14 protein-coding genes are annotated in these 15,287 nt (G+C 60.1%); 9 read left to right on the forward strand and 5 right to left on the reverse strand.

The annotated features are described in order from the left end of the window. Nucleotides 1-3: 3 nt before the first annotated feature. The gene (locus U858_RS0105045) at nt 4-957 is read right to left on the reverse strand and encodes a LysR family transcriptional regulator (RefSeq protein ID WP_232786492.1); all 954 of its coding nucleotides are present in this window, start codon (nt 955-957) and stop codon (nt 4-6) included. Nucleotides 958-1,110: 153 nt separating this feature from the next. On the opposite strand from U858_RS0105045, the gene U858_RS0105050 reads away from it, so the two are divergent. The 3 genes from U858_RS0105050 (at nt 1,111) to fhuE (ending at nt 5,950) form a co-directional block, all read left to right on the forward strand. Beyond that, on the forward strand, nt 1,111-2,139 hold the full coding sequence (locus U858_RS0105050) for an NADP-dependent oxidoreductase (RefSeq protein ID WP_025136098.1): 1,029 nt from the start codon (nt 1,111-1,113) through the stop codon (nt 2,137-2,139). Between the two features lie 317 nt (nt 2,140-2,456). Next, nucleotides 2,457-3,602, forward strand: coding sequence for an alpha-hydroxy acid oxidase (locus tag U858_RS0105060; protein WP_025136099.1), 1,146 nt, complete (start codon nt 2,457-2,459; stop codon nt 3,600-3,602). A 152-nt stretch (nt 3,603-3,754) separates the two neighbouring features. Continuing rightward, entirely contained in the window at nt 3,755-5,950 is a 2,196-nt protein-coding gene (fhuE, locus tag U858_RS0105065; protein ID WP_025136100.1) for a ferric-rhodotorulic acid/ferric-coprogen receptor FhuE, read from the forward strand. A 501-nt stretch (nt 5,951-6,451) separates the two neighbouring features. Here fhuE and U858_RS35570 read toward each other — a convergent pair. After that, nucleotides 6,452-7,153, reverse strand: coding sequence for a hypothetical protein (locus tag U858_RS35570; protein WP_157838774.1), 702 nt, complete (start codon nt 7,151-7,153; stop codon nt 6,452-6,454). Nucleotides 7,154-7,655: 502 nt separating this feature from the next. Then, the gene (locus U858_RS0105070) at nt 7,656-8,078 is read right to left on the reverse strand and encodes a hypothetical protein (RefSeq protein WP_025136101.1); all 423 of its coding nucleotides are present in this window, start codon (nt 8,076-8,078) and stop codon (nt 7,656-7,658) included. A 99-nt stretch (nt 8,079-8,177) separates the two neighbouring features. Here U858_RS0105070 and U858_RS0105075 point away from each other — a divergent pair, with 99 nt between their 5' ends. Then, entirely contained in the window at nt 8,178-10,091 is a 1,914-nt protein-coding gene (locus U858_RS0105075) for a B12-binding domain-containing radical SAM protein (protein WP_025136102.1), read from the forward strand. Nucleotides 10,092-10,118: 27 nt separating this feature from the next. On the opposite strand, the gene U858_RS0105080 is transcribed toward U858_RS0105075, so the two are convergent. Further along, a complete protein-coding gene (locus tag U858_RS0105080; protein ID WP_025136103.1) occupies nt 10,119-10,712 on the reverse strand; it encodes a YSC84-related protein in 594 nt (197 codons plus the stop codon). Nucleotides 10,713-10,880: 168 nt separating this feature from the next. On the opposite strand from U858_RS0105080, the gene U858_RS0105085 reads away from it, so the two are divergent. Both U858_RS0105085 and U858_RS0105090 read left to right on the forward strand, forming a co-directional pair. Next, nucleotides 10,881-11,264, forward strand: coding sequence for a hypothetical protein (locus U858_RS0105085; RefSeq protein WP_025136104.1), 384 nt, complete (start codon nt 10,881-10,883; stop codon nt 11,262-11,264). 80 nt (nt 11,265-11,344) lie between these two features. Next, nucleotides 11,345-12,019, forward strand: coding sequence for an SOS response-associated peptidase (locus U858_RS0105090; RefSeq protein WP_025136105.1), 675 nt, complete (start codon nt 11,345-11,347; stop codon nt 12,017-12,019). Nucleotides 12,020-12,107: 88 nt separating this feature from the next. Here U858_RS0105090 and U858_RS0105095 read toward each other — a convergent pair whose 3' ends face one another. Next, nucleotides 12,108-12,419: a hypothetical protein gene (locus U858_RS0105095; protein WP_157838775.1), complete on the reverse strand. Its 312-nt coding sequence runs from the start codon at nt 12,417-12,419 to the stop codon at nt 12,108-12,110. An 891-nt stretch (nt 12,420-13,310) separates the two neighbouring features. On the opposite strand from U858_RS0105095, the gene U858_RS34685 reads away from it, so the two are divergent. From U858_RS34685 to U858_RS35575, 3 genes are all read left to right on the forward strand, one after another. Then, a complete protein-coding gene (locus U858_RS34685) occupies nt 13,311-13,706 on the forward strand; it encodes a hypothetical protein (RefSeq protein ID WP_198529698.1) in 396 nt (131 codons plus the stop codon). A 210-nt stretch (nt 13,707-13,916) separates the two neighbouring features. Then, nucleotides 13,917-14,321, forward strand: a complete 405-nt coding sequence (locus U858_RS34690; RefSeq protein ID WP_081821540.1) for a GNAT family N-acetyltransferase — start codon at nt 13,917-13,919, stop codon at nt 14,319-14,321. 117 nt (nt 14,322-14,438) lie between these two features. Next, nucleotides 14,439-15,266 (forward strand): hypothetical protein, encoded by an 828-nt coding sequence (locus tag U858_RS35575; RefSeq protein ID WP_157838776.1) that lies wholly within the window; start codon nt 14,439-14,441, stop codon nt 15,264-15,266. The last annotated feature ends 21 nt before the right edge of the window (nt 15,267-15,287 follow it).

Consider the following 15,287-nt stretch of genomic DNA (forward strand, 5'->3'; position numbering starts at 1 on the left):
GAGCTAGCCGGCGAGTCCCATAACGGGCAGGGCCTCTGGCAAGTGCGAAGTCCCCGCGCCGGTCGGCCGTGATGGCTGCGGCGCGCCCCAATTCTGCAGGCTTTCCCGCAGCAACGACACCGCGGCGCGGCCGCTGTCGTTCAGCCGCTTCGATGCATACATGCCGAACTGCGCACGCAGACTGGGCGGGCTATCGGGCCCGAGCGAAATGATGCGCATGGTGTCGGCCCGCAGGCATTCGCTGGACAGCAGCGCCACGCCCAGGCCGTTTTCCACCGCGGCAATCGTGGCGCCCACGTTGTGGCTCGTCAGCGTGACCCGAAAATCGCGGCCCGCGGCGGTCAGCGCATCAAACGCCAGGCGGCGCCACGAGCACGGTTCGGCATACACGATCACATCCAGCGGCGCGTCCGGGGCGGGCGTCTCGTCGATGGCGCAGACCCAGTGCAGGTCCACCGCCCAGGTCTGCACGGGTTCATCCACGAACGCCGCGCATACGCCCACCGCCACATCCAGCGTGCCTTCCTGCCAGCGCGCCGCCAGCCTTTCACCGTCGTCCACCACGACCTCAAGGTGCAACTGGGGGCAGGCGCGCCGCAGGCGGCCCAACGCGGCGGGCAGGGCGGCTACGGCCACGTCTTCCGACAGCCCGATGCGCACGCTGCCCGCCACCGCGCGTTCCCGTAACCGGGCCGCCGCGGCTTCGCCCAGGGCCAGGATGCGGTTGGCATAGCTCAGCAGCAGTTCGCCTTCGGTGGTGGGCGCCATGCCGCGGCCGGTTCGGTGCAACAGGCGCTTGCCCACCTGTTCTTCCAGCCGCCGGATCTGCGTGCTGAGCGCTGATTGGGCACGCCCGGCCTGGTCCGCGGCACGGCTCAGGCTGCCGTGGCGGCAAACGGCCACGAAAGTGCGTAGCAGGGCGGGGTCGAAGTCACCGGACAGGGCAGGGTCTGACATTATCAATCTGTTAAGTCTGGATTATGAGAGTTCAGTCTACCTGTATCTCTGCGGCGCTCCTAGTATCCCCGTATCGCGAAACCGGATGCCCTTCGCGTCCCCTTGAATCGCGTTCCCTTGAATCGCGTTCCCTTGAACTACGGAGAAACTTCCATGTCCGCCCCTCAGAATCTGCGCGTCGTCCTGGCTTCCCGCCCCGTCGGCCGGCCGCGTCCCGACGATTTTCGCTTCGAAGCGGCCCCCATCCCCGAGCCGGCAGACGGCCAGGTGCTGCTGCGGGTTCAGTACCTGTCGCTGGACCCCTACATGCGCTGGCGTATCAGCGCGGCCAAATCCTACGCGCCGCCCATCGAGATCGGCGACGTGATCGTGGGCGGCACCGTGGCCCGCGTGGAAGTCTCCCGGCACCCCGATTGGGCTGAGGGCGACGTGGTGCTGTCGGCGGCCGGTTGGCAGCAGTACGCGCTGTCCGACGGCAGCGACTTGCGCCGGCTGGACCCCGCCATGGCCGCGCCGTCCACCGCCCTGGGCGTGCTGGGCATGCCGGGCTTCACGGCCTACGCCGGCCTGCGCAACATCGGCCAACCCAAGCCCGGCGAAACCGTGGTGGTCGCAGCCGCCAGCGGCGCGGTCGGCTCGGTGGTGGGCCAGATCGCCCGGATTCAGGGCGCACGCGTCGTGGGCATTGCCGGCGGCCCCGAGAAGTGCGCCTTCGTCAAAGACGAGCTGGGCTTTGACGCGGTGGTCGACCACCAGGCGCCCGACTTCGCGCAGCAGCTGGCCCAGGCGTGCCCCGACGGCATCGATGTGTATTTCGAAAACGTCAGCGGCCATGTGTGGGACGCGGTGCTGCCGCTCTTGAACGACTTTGCGCGCGTGCCGGTGTGCGGCCTGATCGCCAACTACAACGACGACCCGGCGGCCATCAGCGGCCCTGACCGCCTGCCGGCCACCATGCGCGAGATCCTGGCCAAGAGCATCACGCTGCGCGGATTCATCCAGCACGAATTCGTCGACGCGCAGCAGGACGACTTCCTGCGCGAGGCGGCGCAATGGATCAAGACAGGCCAGCTGCGTTGGCGTGAAGACATCGTGAACGGCCTGGAACAGGCGCCGCAGGCGTTCATCGGCCTGCTGGACGGCAAGAACTTCGGCAAGCTGGTGGTGCGGCTGGACCGCTAGGCATCGCAGGACCCGGGCGCCGTCTGTGGAGCATTGCGCAGGGCCGCCAGCCCCTGGTCGCAACGCGCAATGACGGCGCCGGGTATCGAAAATTTCGCCATGCCCCCAGCGGAAATTTCCGGGCGCATGGGCCCGGTCGGCCTGATCTTTGGCGATATCATGGCGGCGCCGTCGCGGCCTTGAAGTGGCCTTGATGTGGCTTTGAAGCGGCTTTGAGGCTGCCCTGTAGCGGCCCTGTTGCCGCCTTGTGGCGGCGTTGAAGCCGCTCTCAAGCCGCACTGCGACGCGCCCCTGCAGCGTTGACCAAGGACCCCGCAATGCGTCTGACTCAGTGCCAGAATTTCCACGACTTTCGCCGCATGGCGCGCCAGCGGCTGCCCGGCCCGATCTTCAATTACATCGACGGCGCCGCCGACGATGAAACCACCTACCGCCGCAACACCGGCGCCTTCGAGGCCTGCGACCTGGTGCCCGACGTGCTGCGCGGCGTGGCCCAGGTGGACATGTCCGTCACGGTGATGGGCCAGAAGCTGGCGCTGCCGGTGTATTGCTCGCCCACGGCCCTGCAGCGCCTGTTCCACCACGACGGCGAACGCGCCGTGGCGGCCGCTGCCGGCAAGTTCGGCACGATGTTCGGCGTGTCGTCGCTGGGTACGGTCAGCCTGGAAGAGGCCCGCCAGATCAGCGGCGGCCCCCAGGTCTACCAGTTCTACTTCCACAAAGACCGCGGCCTGAACCGCGAGATGATGGCGCGCGCCAAGACTGCCGGCGTGCAGGTCATGATGCTGACCGTGGACAGCATCACCGGCGGCAACCGCGAACGCGACAAACGCACCGGCTTTGCCATTCCGTTTCGCCTGAACCTGGCCGGCATCGCGCAGTTTGCCGCCAAGCCCGCCTGGGCGCTCAACTACGTCACCCACGAACGCTTCCGGCTGCCGCAACTGGACACCCACGTCGACATGGGCGGTGGCGCCATGTCCATCAGCCGCTACTTCACCGACATGCTCGACCCCGCCATGAACTGGGACGACGTCGCGGCGATGGTGGCCGAGTGGGGCGGCCAGTTCTGCCTGAAAGGCATCATGTCCGTCGAAGACGCCAGGCGCGCCGTCGACATCGGCTGCACCGGCATCGTGCTGTCCAACCACGGCGGGCGGCAGCTGGACGGCTCGCGCAGCGCCTTCGACCAACTGGCCGAAATCGTCGACGCCGTCGGCGACCGCATCGACGTCATGATGGACGGCGGCGTGCAACGCGGCACGCACGTGCTCAAGGCCCTGGCGCTGGGCGCCAAGGCCGTGGGCCTGGGCCGCTACTACCTGTTCCCCCTGGCCGCCGCCGGCAGGCCCGGCGTGGAACGGGCGCTGGACCTGATGCGCATTGAAATCGAACGCGCCATGAAGCTGATGGGCTGCCAGACCGTGGCGGACCTGCAGCGGCGGCACCTGCGGTTTCGGTGAATCGCGCGCGTGCCACGGCCGCTAGCTTCAAACAAGCATCAACAAACAGGGACGCAACTATCGGTGCATCCCTGCAACACGAACGTACATGAGAAGCGTTTGCATTACACTTCCTTGCGATATGTTGTTTCAGTCCGTGCAAGGAAGCCATCATGCAAGACCCGCGGCCCGTCGGCCAGACTCCCTCCGTTCGTCCCCGCGCCGCACTGCGGCGTACCACCAGCCTGGTGCTGATGGCGCTTGCCAGCAGCGCCGCGTTCGCACAGCAAGCCGACGTCGCCACGTTGCCCGCCGTCAAGGTTGAAGGCCAGGGCGATCTCACCACCACGGAAGGAACCGGTTCGTATACGCCGCGCGCCACCGCCGCCAGCACCGGCTTGCCGATGTCGCTGCGCGAAACCCCGCAATCGGTCACCGTCGTCACGCGCCAGCGCATCGATGACGAAAACATGCGGTCGCTGGCCGACGTCATGGCCAGCACGCCGGGCATTTCGGTGCAGAACTACGACAGCGAGCGCTATTCGTTCAACTCGCGCGGCTTTGCCATCAGCAACTACATGTACGACGGCATCCCGACGTCGTTCGATATGGGCTACGCGGGGGGCGAGTCATCGCAGGACCCCATCATCTACGACCGCGTCGAAGTCGTGCGCGGCGCCACGGGCCTGTTGACCGGCGCGGGCAACCCGTCGGCATCCGTCAACCTGGTGCGCAAGCACGCCACCAGCCGCGAGTTCACGGCCGACATGAGCGTCAGCGCCGGCAGCTGGGATACCTATCGCGCCACCGTTGACCTGTCGTCGCCGCTGAATGCCAGCGGCAGCGTGCGCGGTCGTATCGTGTCGGCCTACCAGGACAACCATTCCTTCCTGGACAACTACGAGAACCGCAAGAAGGTCTTCTACGGCGTGGTGGATGCGGACCTGACCTCGCGCACCACCCTGAGCGTGGGTTTCAACTACCAGGACAACCAGCCCAAGGGCAGCAGCTGGGGCGGTTTTCCGCTGTGGTACGCCGACGGCGGCCGCACGGACTGGAAGCGTTCGCTGAACACCGGCGCGGACTGGACCTCGTGGGCCAGCACCACGCAGGGCGCCTTTGCCAGCCTGGAACATCGCTTCGACAACGACTGGCGCATCCAGACGACGGCGTCCTATTCCAAGAACGAAATGGACGGCAAGCTGCTGTATCTGTATGGCCTGCCGGACCGCAATACCGGCCTGGGCGTGAACGGCTCGCCGGCCTGGTACTACGGCGACCGCCAGCAGAACAGCCTGGACGTGAAGGCCTCGGGCCCCTTCAACCTGTTCGGCCGCACCCATGAAGCCGTATTCGGCGCCAGCTTCAGCCGACAGTATGCCGACTTCCGCGGCCGCTTCCCGGCGGGCGCCGCCGCGCCGGTGGGCAATTTCTACGATTGGGACGGCTCGTATCCCGAACCGCAGTGGGGCGAATCCAGCACCGCCAGCCGCTACACCACCAAGCAGACCGGCTGGTACAGCGCGCTGCGCTTCAGCTTGGCCGATCCGCTGAAGCTGATCGTGGGCGGGCGCTACAGCACCTGGAAGACGGACTCGGTGGGGTTTGCCGGCGGCAACAAGCAGGCCTTCGACAAGGACGCCTTCACGCCCTACGCCGGCCTGCTGTACGACATTAACGAGAACTACACCGCCTACGTCAGCTACACCGGCATCTTCAACCCGCAAAGCTATCAAGACCGCAACGGCAGCTGGCTGGACCCGCTGGAAGGCAAGGCCTACGAGGCCGGCGTCAAGGGTGAATTCCTGGAAGGCCGCCTGAACGCGTCCGCCGCGGTGTTCCAGATGAACCAGGACAACGTGGCCCAGATCGACCCGGGCCAATTCGTGCCCGGCACCATCAACCAGGCCTATCGCGCCGGCCAAGGCACCCGCAGCCGCGGCTTCGATCTGGAAATGTCGGGCGAAGTCTCGCCGGGCTGGAACGTGGCCGCCGGTTATTCGCACTGGACCGCGCGCGACGGCGACGGCAACGGCATCCAGACCGACCAGCCGCGCAGCCTGGTGCGCCTGTTCACCACCTACCAGTTGCCGGGCAGCTGGAACCGCCTGACCGTGGGCGGCGGCGTCAACTGGCAGAGCAGCATCTACACCCTGGCCAGCGGCCCCAACGGGCAGGAACGCGTCGGCCAGGGCAGCTACGCCCTGACCAACCTGATGGCCCGCTACAAGTTCGACCGCAGCCTGTCGGCGCAGTTGAACGTCAACAACCTGTTCGACCGCAAGTATTACTCGCAGGTGGGGTTCTACAACCAGGGGGCGTGGGGCGCGGGGCGTAGCGCAACCTTGACGGTGCGCTACCAGTATTGAGGCGATTCCACCAAATGTACGGAGTCGCTCTGCTGGAGCAATTGGAGAGCTTCTGGATCAAGCCAAGGGGTTCATGGCTGTGCGGCTCAGGAAAATACACAACAGGATTAGGAGAGCAGCGCAACGCCCGGACGTATCCATGCATCGAATGGGAGCATGCGGCGACGGGGGCTAGTGGGGTGGTTGCCGAACTATGGGCAAGCTATTCCGCGATTGGCTCCGCAGGGAGCATCGCTTAAGCAGTTCAAGGCGTTTGCAGATTGGAGATTTCCTGCGATGGTGCCTAAAAGCCGCCTGTTATGACTGACGTAGGTGCAATGCGCTGGCTCGCTCCACAATTGAAATCTCTCGCGGATGCAACCGTCATCCGCTTGCCTACGTTAGGCGCTTCGTCGATTGAGTGGAAGCATTTGCGAGCACTGCAGACGACGCGCATCGCTGAGCCTGTTTGAGGGCGTGCATTTGAGCGGATACTAGGGCAGTAGAATCAAAGTGCCTGATCTATTTGGTTTGATGGGATTCCTGTGTACGTTCCCTAGATTGATCGGTTCGTGTGCCCCAAACGGGGCGTTCCTGCAGAGACGCGTTGCGAGCTGCGCCAGGTTGAAAGCTCTGATACCAGCCGTATGTCTTCGTGACCGAGAGCTGTTGTACCTGCGGCATGGACGACAGTAAGTGATTCGCAGTCTTTTGTGAGTCCATCAGAATTGACGTTGGGAGCAAATTGGGTATAACCCCCCAGTCTATATAGCCTGCATCGTTGATGAACGCGTCATGCCATTTATCCTGGATTTGGTACTCGACGATATAGATTGCTTCGGGCGAATATACCTTGCCATTGAACGTCATCGTTGAAACAAAAGCGACTTGTAATGGGCGTCTACGCCTTCTCAATAGCGTGTGTAGCCCAGGTGGTGAAATCGGTTTGCAAGTTTTTATGGTCTCCAGAGTGGAATAGCAAATTTTGGTGGTGAAGTACTGGTCATCTTTTACGGCGCTAAAATCGTATGGCTTTCCATTGACGAAGTATTGAGACACTCTTGGAATGTCAATTCGCACAGATTCGAACGATTTGAGTACGAGGGGGGTGTCGAATTTGATGAGTTCAATGATCACATCTTTCTGAATTGCATATAGTGCGAAAATTGGCGTGGAGCGATCCTTCAGGTTCGTCAAGGTGACTTGAGCAATGCCGTTGGCCACGAATCGCCTTGAGGAATAGGAGTAGTGCGCCCCTAGCTTATATCCAAACTTCAAGTGGCCGAAGTAGAGAGCTAACAATGCGCTCGGAACACCCATGAACTTCAGAATTTCTATCCAAGTGGACATCGTTGCAACGCTTCCATGAAATATTCGTGAGGGCATTATGCCCCGCGCTGGGGCTAGGCTTGGCTTGGAAGGTCGAGATTCTTGAGCTTGACAATAAACCTCTATCTGGGCGAGTCGATAGGCATGTTGTCATTGTGACGTGATCATCACTAAACCCAGAAAGCGAGTTTTATTCAATGTTCAAGAACACAACTCGTCATTGAGGACATCTAGCTAGGGATTTGACGGTGGAGGCGGACGTGATTCGTACTCCGGAAAGCCTGTCTTCGGGCCGCTAGGGTACGCCCCCACTGGGTTGTGATGCTGTGTGAATTCAGTGGCCGGTAACTGGCGTAGGTAAAAGCCAGCTTTACGACGGTCTGAGGCGTCAAAACCCTCAGTCCTCGGCGCGCCACGATTTGCGCCGCCGGGCCCGCGGCTTGGGCACCACGCCCAGTCGCGGGTCGCGCGCCAGCGCCAGTTCCACCAGCTGCGCCGCGCGCGCCTCGAAGCCTTCATCCGTCTGCGGCAGGTACAGCCACTTGCTCAATTGCGGATGCGGCACCAGCCCGGGCACATCTTGCATCAGCGCCGCCTGGCGATCGTGCGAGGTGCACACCATGACCCCATTCCAGGGTTCGTCCCGGTCGGCCACCACCAGGTACAGCGACCCGTCCAGGTAGGCCGCATCGCAGCCGAACATCTTGCGATGCGTGAAATTCGCGTCCCGTTCCAGGGGCTCGATGATCCACAGCAGCGAGTTCTGGCGAACGGGGCGCGGCTTTCTGGGCGGGGCGAACGGGTCGGGGGCGTGGCGCATGGGGCAAGTGTAGCGAATCGGGCTGCGCCAACGGGCCAGGGGCCGCACTGCCTATAATCATCCCTGATCCCCGCTTTGACGGCAGTCTTGCCGTGCCTCATGTCCCCTAAGCCTTTACGCGTCCTGTCGGTCATTCCGCCGATGACGCAGCTCAACACCCCATACCCGTCCACGGCCTACCTGACCGGCTTTTTGCGTTCGCGCGAGGTCCCGGCGGTGCAGGAAGACCTGGCGCTGGCCCTGGTGCTGCGCCTGCTGTCGGCCGACGGCCTGCGTGCCGTCGCCGCCCAGATCGACGCCTTGCCCCTGGAAAAGCACACCCCGCCCATCCAGGCCTTCATCGCCATGCAGCCGCGCTACCTGGCCACCATCGGCCCGGTCATCGCCTTCCTGCAAGGCCGGGATTCCACCCTGGCGCACCGCATCGCCGGCCGCAACTTCCTGCCCGAAGGGCCGCGCTTTGCCACGCTGGACGTCTATATGGACGAAGACGGCGGCGATCCCCTGGGCTGGGCCTTTGGCGCCCTGGGCCTGCAAGACCGCGCCAAACACCTGGCAACGCTGTACCTGAACGACCTGGCCGACGTGCTGCGTGACGGCATCGACCCGCGCTTCGAATTCGTGCGCTACGCCGAATCGCTGGCCGGCAGCCAACCTACCTTCGACCCCCTGGCCCAGGCCCTGGCCGCGCCGCTGAACCTGGTTGACGAAACCCTGCGCGACCTGACCCGCGAAGCCCTGGAGCGCCACGCGCCCACCATGGTGCTGCTGTCAGTGCCGTTTCCCGGCGCCGTCTATGCCGCCTTTCGCATCGCCCAGGCCATCAAGGCGCACGACCCCGGCATCATCACCGTGCTGGGCGGCGGCTTCGTCAACACCGAACTGCGCGAATTGAAAGACCCGCGCGTCTTCGACTACATCGACTACGTCTGCCTGGACGCCGGCGAACGCCCCTTGCTGGCCCTGCTGGAACACGTGCAGGGCAAGCGCTCGCGCCAGCGCCTGGTCCGCACCTTCCTGCGCGACGCCGAATCCGGCCAGGTTCGGTACATCAACATGGTCGAGCCCGACGTCGCCTTCGCCGAAGTCGGCACCCCCACCTGGGATGGCCTGCCGCTGGACCGCTACCTGTCGCTGCTGGACATGCTGAACCCCATGCATCGTCTCTGGAGCGACGGCCGCTGGAACAAGCTCACCGTTGCCCATGGCTGCTACTGGAAGAAATGCAGCTTCTGCGACGTCAGCCTGGACTACATCGGCCGCTACGAAGGCGCGTCCGCCACCGTGCTGGCCGACCGCATCGAAGCCATCGTCCGCGAAACCGGCCAGACCGGCTTTCACTTCGTCGACGAAGCCGCGCCGCCCAAGTCGTTGAAAGCCCTGGCCACCGAGCTGATCGAGCGCAACGCCGGCATCTCGTGGTGGGGCAACATCCGCTTTGAAAAGACCTTCAGCCCCGAGCTGTGCGAACTCTTGGCCGACAGCGGCTGCATCGCCGTGTCCGGCGGGCTGGAAGTCGCGTCCGACCGCCTGCTGAACCTGATGAAAAAAGGCGTCTCGGTCGACCAGGTCGCCCGCGTCACCCGCGCCTTCACCGACGCCGGCATCCTGGTGCACGCCTACCTGATGTACGGCTTTCCCACGCAAACTGTGCAAGACACCGTCGACGCGCTGGAATACGTGCGCCAGCTGTTCGAGAACGACTGCATCCAAAGCGGCTTTTTCCACCGCTTTGCCTGTACGGTGCATTCCCCGGTGGGCAAGAACCCCGAGGAATACGGCGTCACGCTGCAGCCGCTGCCCGAAGTCACCTTCGCCAAGAACGACATCGGCTTTCACGACCCCACCGGCGTCGATCACGACGCGCTGGGGCGGGCGCTGAAAAAAGCGATCTACAACTACATGCACGGCATCGGGCTGGACGAAGACGTGCGAACCTGGTTCCCGTTCAAGGTGCCCAAGACCACGGTCGCGAAGAACCGCATCAGCCGCGCGTTGAGCCAGCGGGGGTAGGGCGGGTCTGGACGACCCGCCCGGGGGCTACAGCAGCAACGGCGAGATCTTGCTGCCGTCCACCGACACCCCGGCGACCAGGCCGCCGTTGTTCAACACGAAGCCGACGATGGGCTGCTGGATGGTGTACGAATCGATATTGCCGTTCACGCCCAGATTCGCCACGGCCACCGTCGCGTCGGCGCCCACCGTCCAGCCACTGCTGTTGCGGAACTTGGCCAGGGCATCGTCCGTCATGAACATGACCACCATGGCCTTGGACTGCGCGCCGATCTGCAGGCCGATGGACCCGCCCGTGATGCTGTAGTACCCGGTGTCCTGGCCATTCACACGCAGAACGCCCGAACCATGCTGGGCGCCGACGATGAAGCTGGCGCTCAACACGGCCGGAAACACCAGCACGCCGCGAGCCTGGGCCACCAGCTGCTTGGATTGGGGCGCGGCCTCGTACAGCTTGGACAGGGTTGCCGTGGCGGCGGCGTTCAATTCCTGGCGCTTGTCGGCGGCAGACGCCGTCGATTGCGGGCCGGTGGTGGTGCAGCCGGTGAAGAGGGCGCTGGCCAGGCCCAGGGTCAAAGCGGTCAGGGCGATGCGGCGCGATTTCGACGAGAGATCAAGCATGGCGATTCCTTTGGGTCGGTAAGACCCTTGACGACGCGTCAGGGAGCGAGTGCTCAGGGGCAGGATACCCCGGCTTTGGGTGGGCCGTGTGGATTGTGGGCCGGCATCGCACGGTATGATCCCTAGCTGTTTCCAGGCCGGCCGGTTCAATCGCCAGAGGGTTCATCGATGAAAAAAAGCCTCCCGCTCTTGCTTGGCGTGTCCGTCCTGCTGACGGCCTGCGGCCCCAACAAGATCATCGTCGATCTGCCGTCGCCTGACGGCAAGTACCACGTCGAAGTGCGCAAATGTCCGCAAGCCGGATCGTTGACGTGGACGGAAAAAACGCAGGTCTCGATTCTGGATCGCGGTGTGTCCGAAGCGTGCCAGTCCGCCGTGAAATCCCTGGCGCAGTTCGATGCGCCCACCCCGGAAGATCAGCTGCAATTGGAATGGCTGTCGGACACCGAACTGCGTGCATGGCACCCGTCTTTCAACCCGGAATATGGTCCGCAGTCTGCGAATTTCAAGCCGGGTACGCCGATCAAGCTGGTGTACGCGCCGAAGAAATAGGGGGCGGGCTTTTGTAGGCACAACAGGATCGGCGTGCCGCGAGGCAGGTCATATACTGGCCCTTCCGATGGGAGGGTGCCATGTGCAGCCACTACCAGACCCTGAAAGACGCCGAACTGCTGCTGAAGCTATTCGGCGTGCCGATGCCCGAAAAACCGTATGCGCACGACATGCATCCGGGCGTGAATGGGATGTTCGTGCGCCGGCTAGTCAAAGGCGATGGCAACGGCAATCGTGAACAGCGCGAAGCCGTGGTCGGACGCTGGGGCCTAGCCCGGCGCGGCACCGCGCCCTTGCCAAAACTGTCCACCTTCAACGCCCGGTCTGACCGACTGGAAACGGCCCGCACCTTCCAAGCCGCCTGGTTCGACCGGCAACGGTGCCTCATCCCGGCCGACGCCATCTTCGAACCGGACTGGCGTCAGAAATTCCAGATACCCACGCGCTTCACCCGAGCCGATGGCCACCCGCTGGGCCTGGCGGGTATCTGGGAGCGCGGTCTGGATGCCGAGGGCGGTGTTGTGGAGACGTACAGCATGATCACGGTCAATGCCGACGACCACGCATTATTCCAGCGGTATCACCGCAGCCATGAAGAAAAGCGCATGGTCGTGTTGCTGGCCGATACCGCCTACGACGCGTGGCTGGGCGCCTCGCCTGAGGAAGCCATGTCCCTGCTGCGGGGGGCACCGGCAGAAAGTTGGTGCGCCACCCCGATGCCGCAAGGGAATGCGACCAATCTATCGTTGTTTTAGTCGCGCGGTGCTGCACGGGGCCCGTCGTTGACGGTCAATGTGGCCGCGCAATCCCGCGTAGGCAATCAAGTTCTCACGACGCGCGGTTTCAAAGCCCCCGCGCTAGCCCCTTGGCCGTGTCCTCGACCGACCGGCCTTCATTCACGGCATCCTTGAGTTCGCTGACGAACCACGGCAGCACCAACTTCGTGTCGCTGTCCGACAGTCCGATCCGCAGCCGCTCTTTCGGCTCGCAGACCTCTGCGCCATTCTGCGACGAACCTTCGCCCTGCACGGCGGCGGGCTTGGACAAGCCAAGTGCAGGGGTGGAAAACACCGGGTCCGTCGTGATGGCTGATGCGGTGGCGGCTACGCCAAGCAGCATAGCGCCGGCAAGCAATTGGATTCGGAAGGTCGGCATGGTGCGCATCCTTTGAAAACTCGGGGGGCTGCACGGGCGACCGGTCAGTTTCGCGGGTGCGCCGTGATGGAGATATTTCGCTATTGTGCAGCGCGCAGAGGCGATCAGGTACGGGAGAGTTGTGATCGTCTGTGAAGATCTGCGCGGCGTTGGGCCGAATTGCTTGATTTCGCTTGGTGCCGCACTACATCCGCAGTCGCGAAAACTATGCCTTAAACAAAAGGCTGTTCCTAATCACGAGAGAGATATTACGGCCAATAGCTGCAGAATCATTGCCAGCAACGGACTCAGGCTAATAAAAATTATTTTTGCCAAAAAACGAACTGAAAGCGTGCCGATCTAGCGGTGCTGATCATAGGCTGAGAAGAATGTGCCGCGACGGATAGTTGGCAAATATGCCTGAACTTCTAATCAAGGAAACTTTGGACAGCTTTGAACTCTCGGGAGGGCATCTCCGGCATTGATGTATTGGACAAACCACTGCTTGACCAGAGAACATACGATGTAAGGTTTCCAAATGTTGAATAATACTATAAAGTAGCTTTTGGGTGTCTTCCCTGGAATTGACTCGACGGACCACTAATCCAAGGAACCTCCGCAGCATGTTGGATTTTGTGTTTTGTCGACATTTGGGGGTGGGAATCGTTTCACTATCTATAGGTTTTATCTGAAAGGGTGCGCTGCCATTCAATGGTAAGTCTGGAATTAATCTAACGCCAAAAGCCTTATTAAGCCTATTAATGGGAGGTAGTGGTGGGTCTGAAATATGCGAATTTGAGTAGCCGTACTCGTGCATTCATGCTGGAGGAAATTGACAGAGATAACTCCGCAGGCACGCTATATATCAGCAATAGGCTAACTCGATCGGGGGCCTTAGGTTGGCCTTCTCTTATGCGGGAAGCCGCCGAAAAATACGACGACTCCTGGCTGTCGGAGGAGCTGAAGAATAGACGTCTTTTAAAGACTCAGGAGGAGCGAAAAAAGCCTTCCGGCGGTATTGCGATTGTCAGAGTTCCTATTAATGCGCACATTACATTATCAGAAAGTGAATTTAATCGAATGTACGTGCGTGGAATTTGTCTTACAGCGATAGCTGATAATTTGCCATACGTCGTAGTCTATCGCGCACGAGATTCAGAGAATCCAAGACAAGAATCTGCGGCCTTAATCGGCAAAAAAATTAACCCCGTAGTTCTTTTAAATGACATACGTTCGTCAGTAGGAATCGATACAGCATTGGGTGTTCCACCTGGGCCTAACTCGGGGCTTTCTGTGCGAATTCATTGAGCCATTGTCAAGCTCAATGAATAATGGAGATGCCCCACTCATGTCGTCATGATCGGTATGGTCCTGGTGGTGATAAATTAAATTGGAGTGTTCTCCATTAGAAAGTTTTGTGGTGGAAGGGTGTGAGTTTTTTGGCTTATTATTATTTTTAATATTTTAAATATTATTTAATGGCTGTGATTAATTTTTTTAAATATTAATGTGAAAAAAATGGAATATGTTTTTGATGTTTCTTGTTCTGATCTGAGTGATCTGCAATCATCACTGCAGCGAGAGAATTCTTCGCAATTTAGCGGTATTTCAGACATATGGGCGAATATTCATCCATTCTATGTGGCGGTTAAAAATTCCGACGTGATTGTGGGAGTTTGCTCGTTGAGTTACCAAGAAGGAGCGAATAGCGCAGAAATTTTCAAACTGTATGTCGTTCCCGAGTTTCGTGGGAGAGGAGTCGCGAGGGCTCTAATTAAAGAAGTAGTTAAATTTTTAAAACGCAATAACGTTGATGAAATTTTTGTTGAGGTGATCGATGAAAGTCAGGACTTTTGGGAAAAAATTCTCGTAGAGTTGGAACATAAGCATTGGTTTGAAAATAAATATTCATTGGTTATTTGATAAAAATTTATGAATGTTGTGCCGCGCATTAATTGCGCAGGATGAAATAAATAACGCTCTTTGGCAGTCATTGCTAGAGTGTGTATTTTTGCAAATTCTAAAATTGTAGGAATATCGATGTCTGATACTGATGTTGTGTTTCGCTATGACGGTATGAGTGCAGATCAGGGAGAGTTGAGTCTTTATGATTCTGCAGAAGCGTTAAAAGGAGTGGCTACTCTAATAAATCAGGTGAGTCATGCCTTTGCCAATGATAATGAAGTACGGGATAGGATCGCCAACCCTCAAGAAGTTGTCACGACGATGGTTGGTGCAAAGCGGGGCTGCTTTGAATACATCGTCAATGTGAGATTTTCAGATAGAGTGGTTGGAAGAATTGGAAAAAGCGTCGTCCTAAAGCATTTTTGGGACTATCTAGATCTCAGTGTGCTACTCGCGACCGGTTCAGAGGCCGAGAGTAATAATCCGCATATAAGAAAAATTGCTTCTTCGGATGATACCCCATTTGAAGAGTTAGCTATTCGGCTGGAGCAACCGCTTAAAAACATACTTCGCCCTATTTACACTAGCGGGGCAGAAATTCTGACATTAAATCGACCGTACGCAGGTGATCGCCTTTTTTTAGATTCTTCAAGTTATGATTATGTGAGTACGTCTGAAACAGACGACGCGCTGGGACATTGGAATGGAAATGTTACGAAATATAATATTTTGACTGGATATGGCAGAGTTTACTTAGACAGTATTCGCCGCACTATCCCCTTTAATATTGTTGATTTTCCGGCCAATCAGCGAGCTCACCAAGCCGCTACCGCATCTATGAACGATCGCGCTCAAGGGGTTGCTGAAGGTAAAAGGGGGTTTGTTGGCCACAAAGTGTCCAATGCCGTTGGACGTATAAAGCGCATATTGGTCACCGAAATTAATCAGCCATATGACAGCTGAATCAGTGTTCTGCAGCAGCTT

The sequence above is a fragment of the Achromobacter sp. DH1f genome, from assembly GCF_000633435.1.
GTDB lineage: Bacteria > Pseudomonadota > Gammaproteobacteria > Burkholderiales > Burkholderiaceae_B > Achromobacter > Achromobacter deleyi.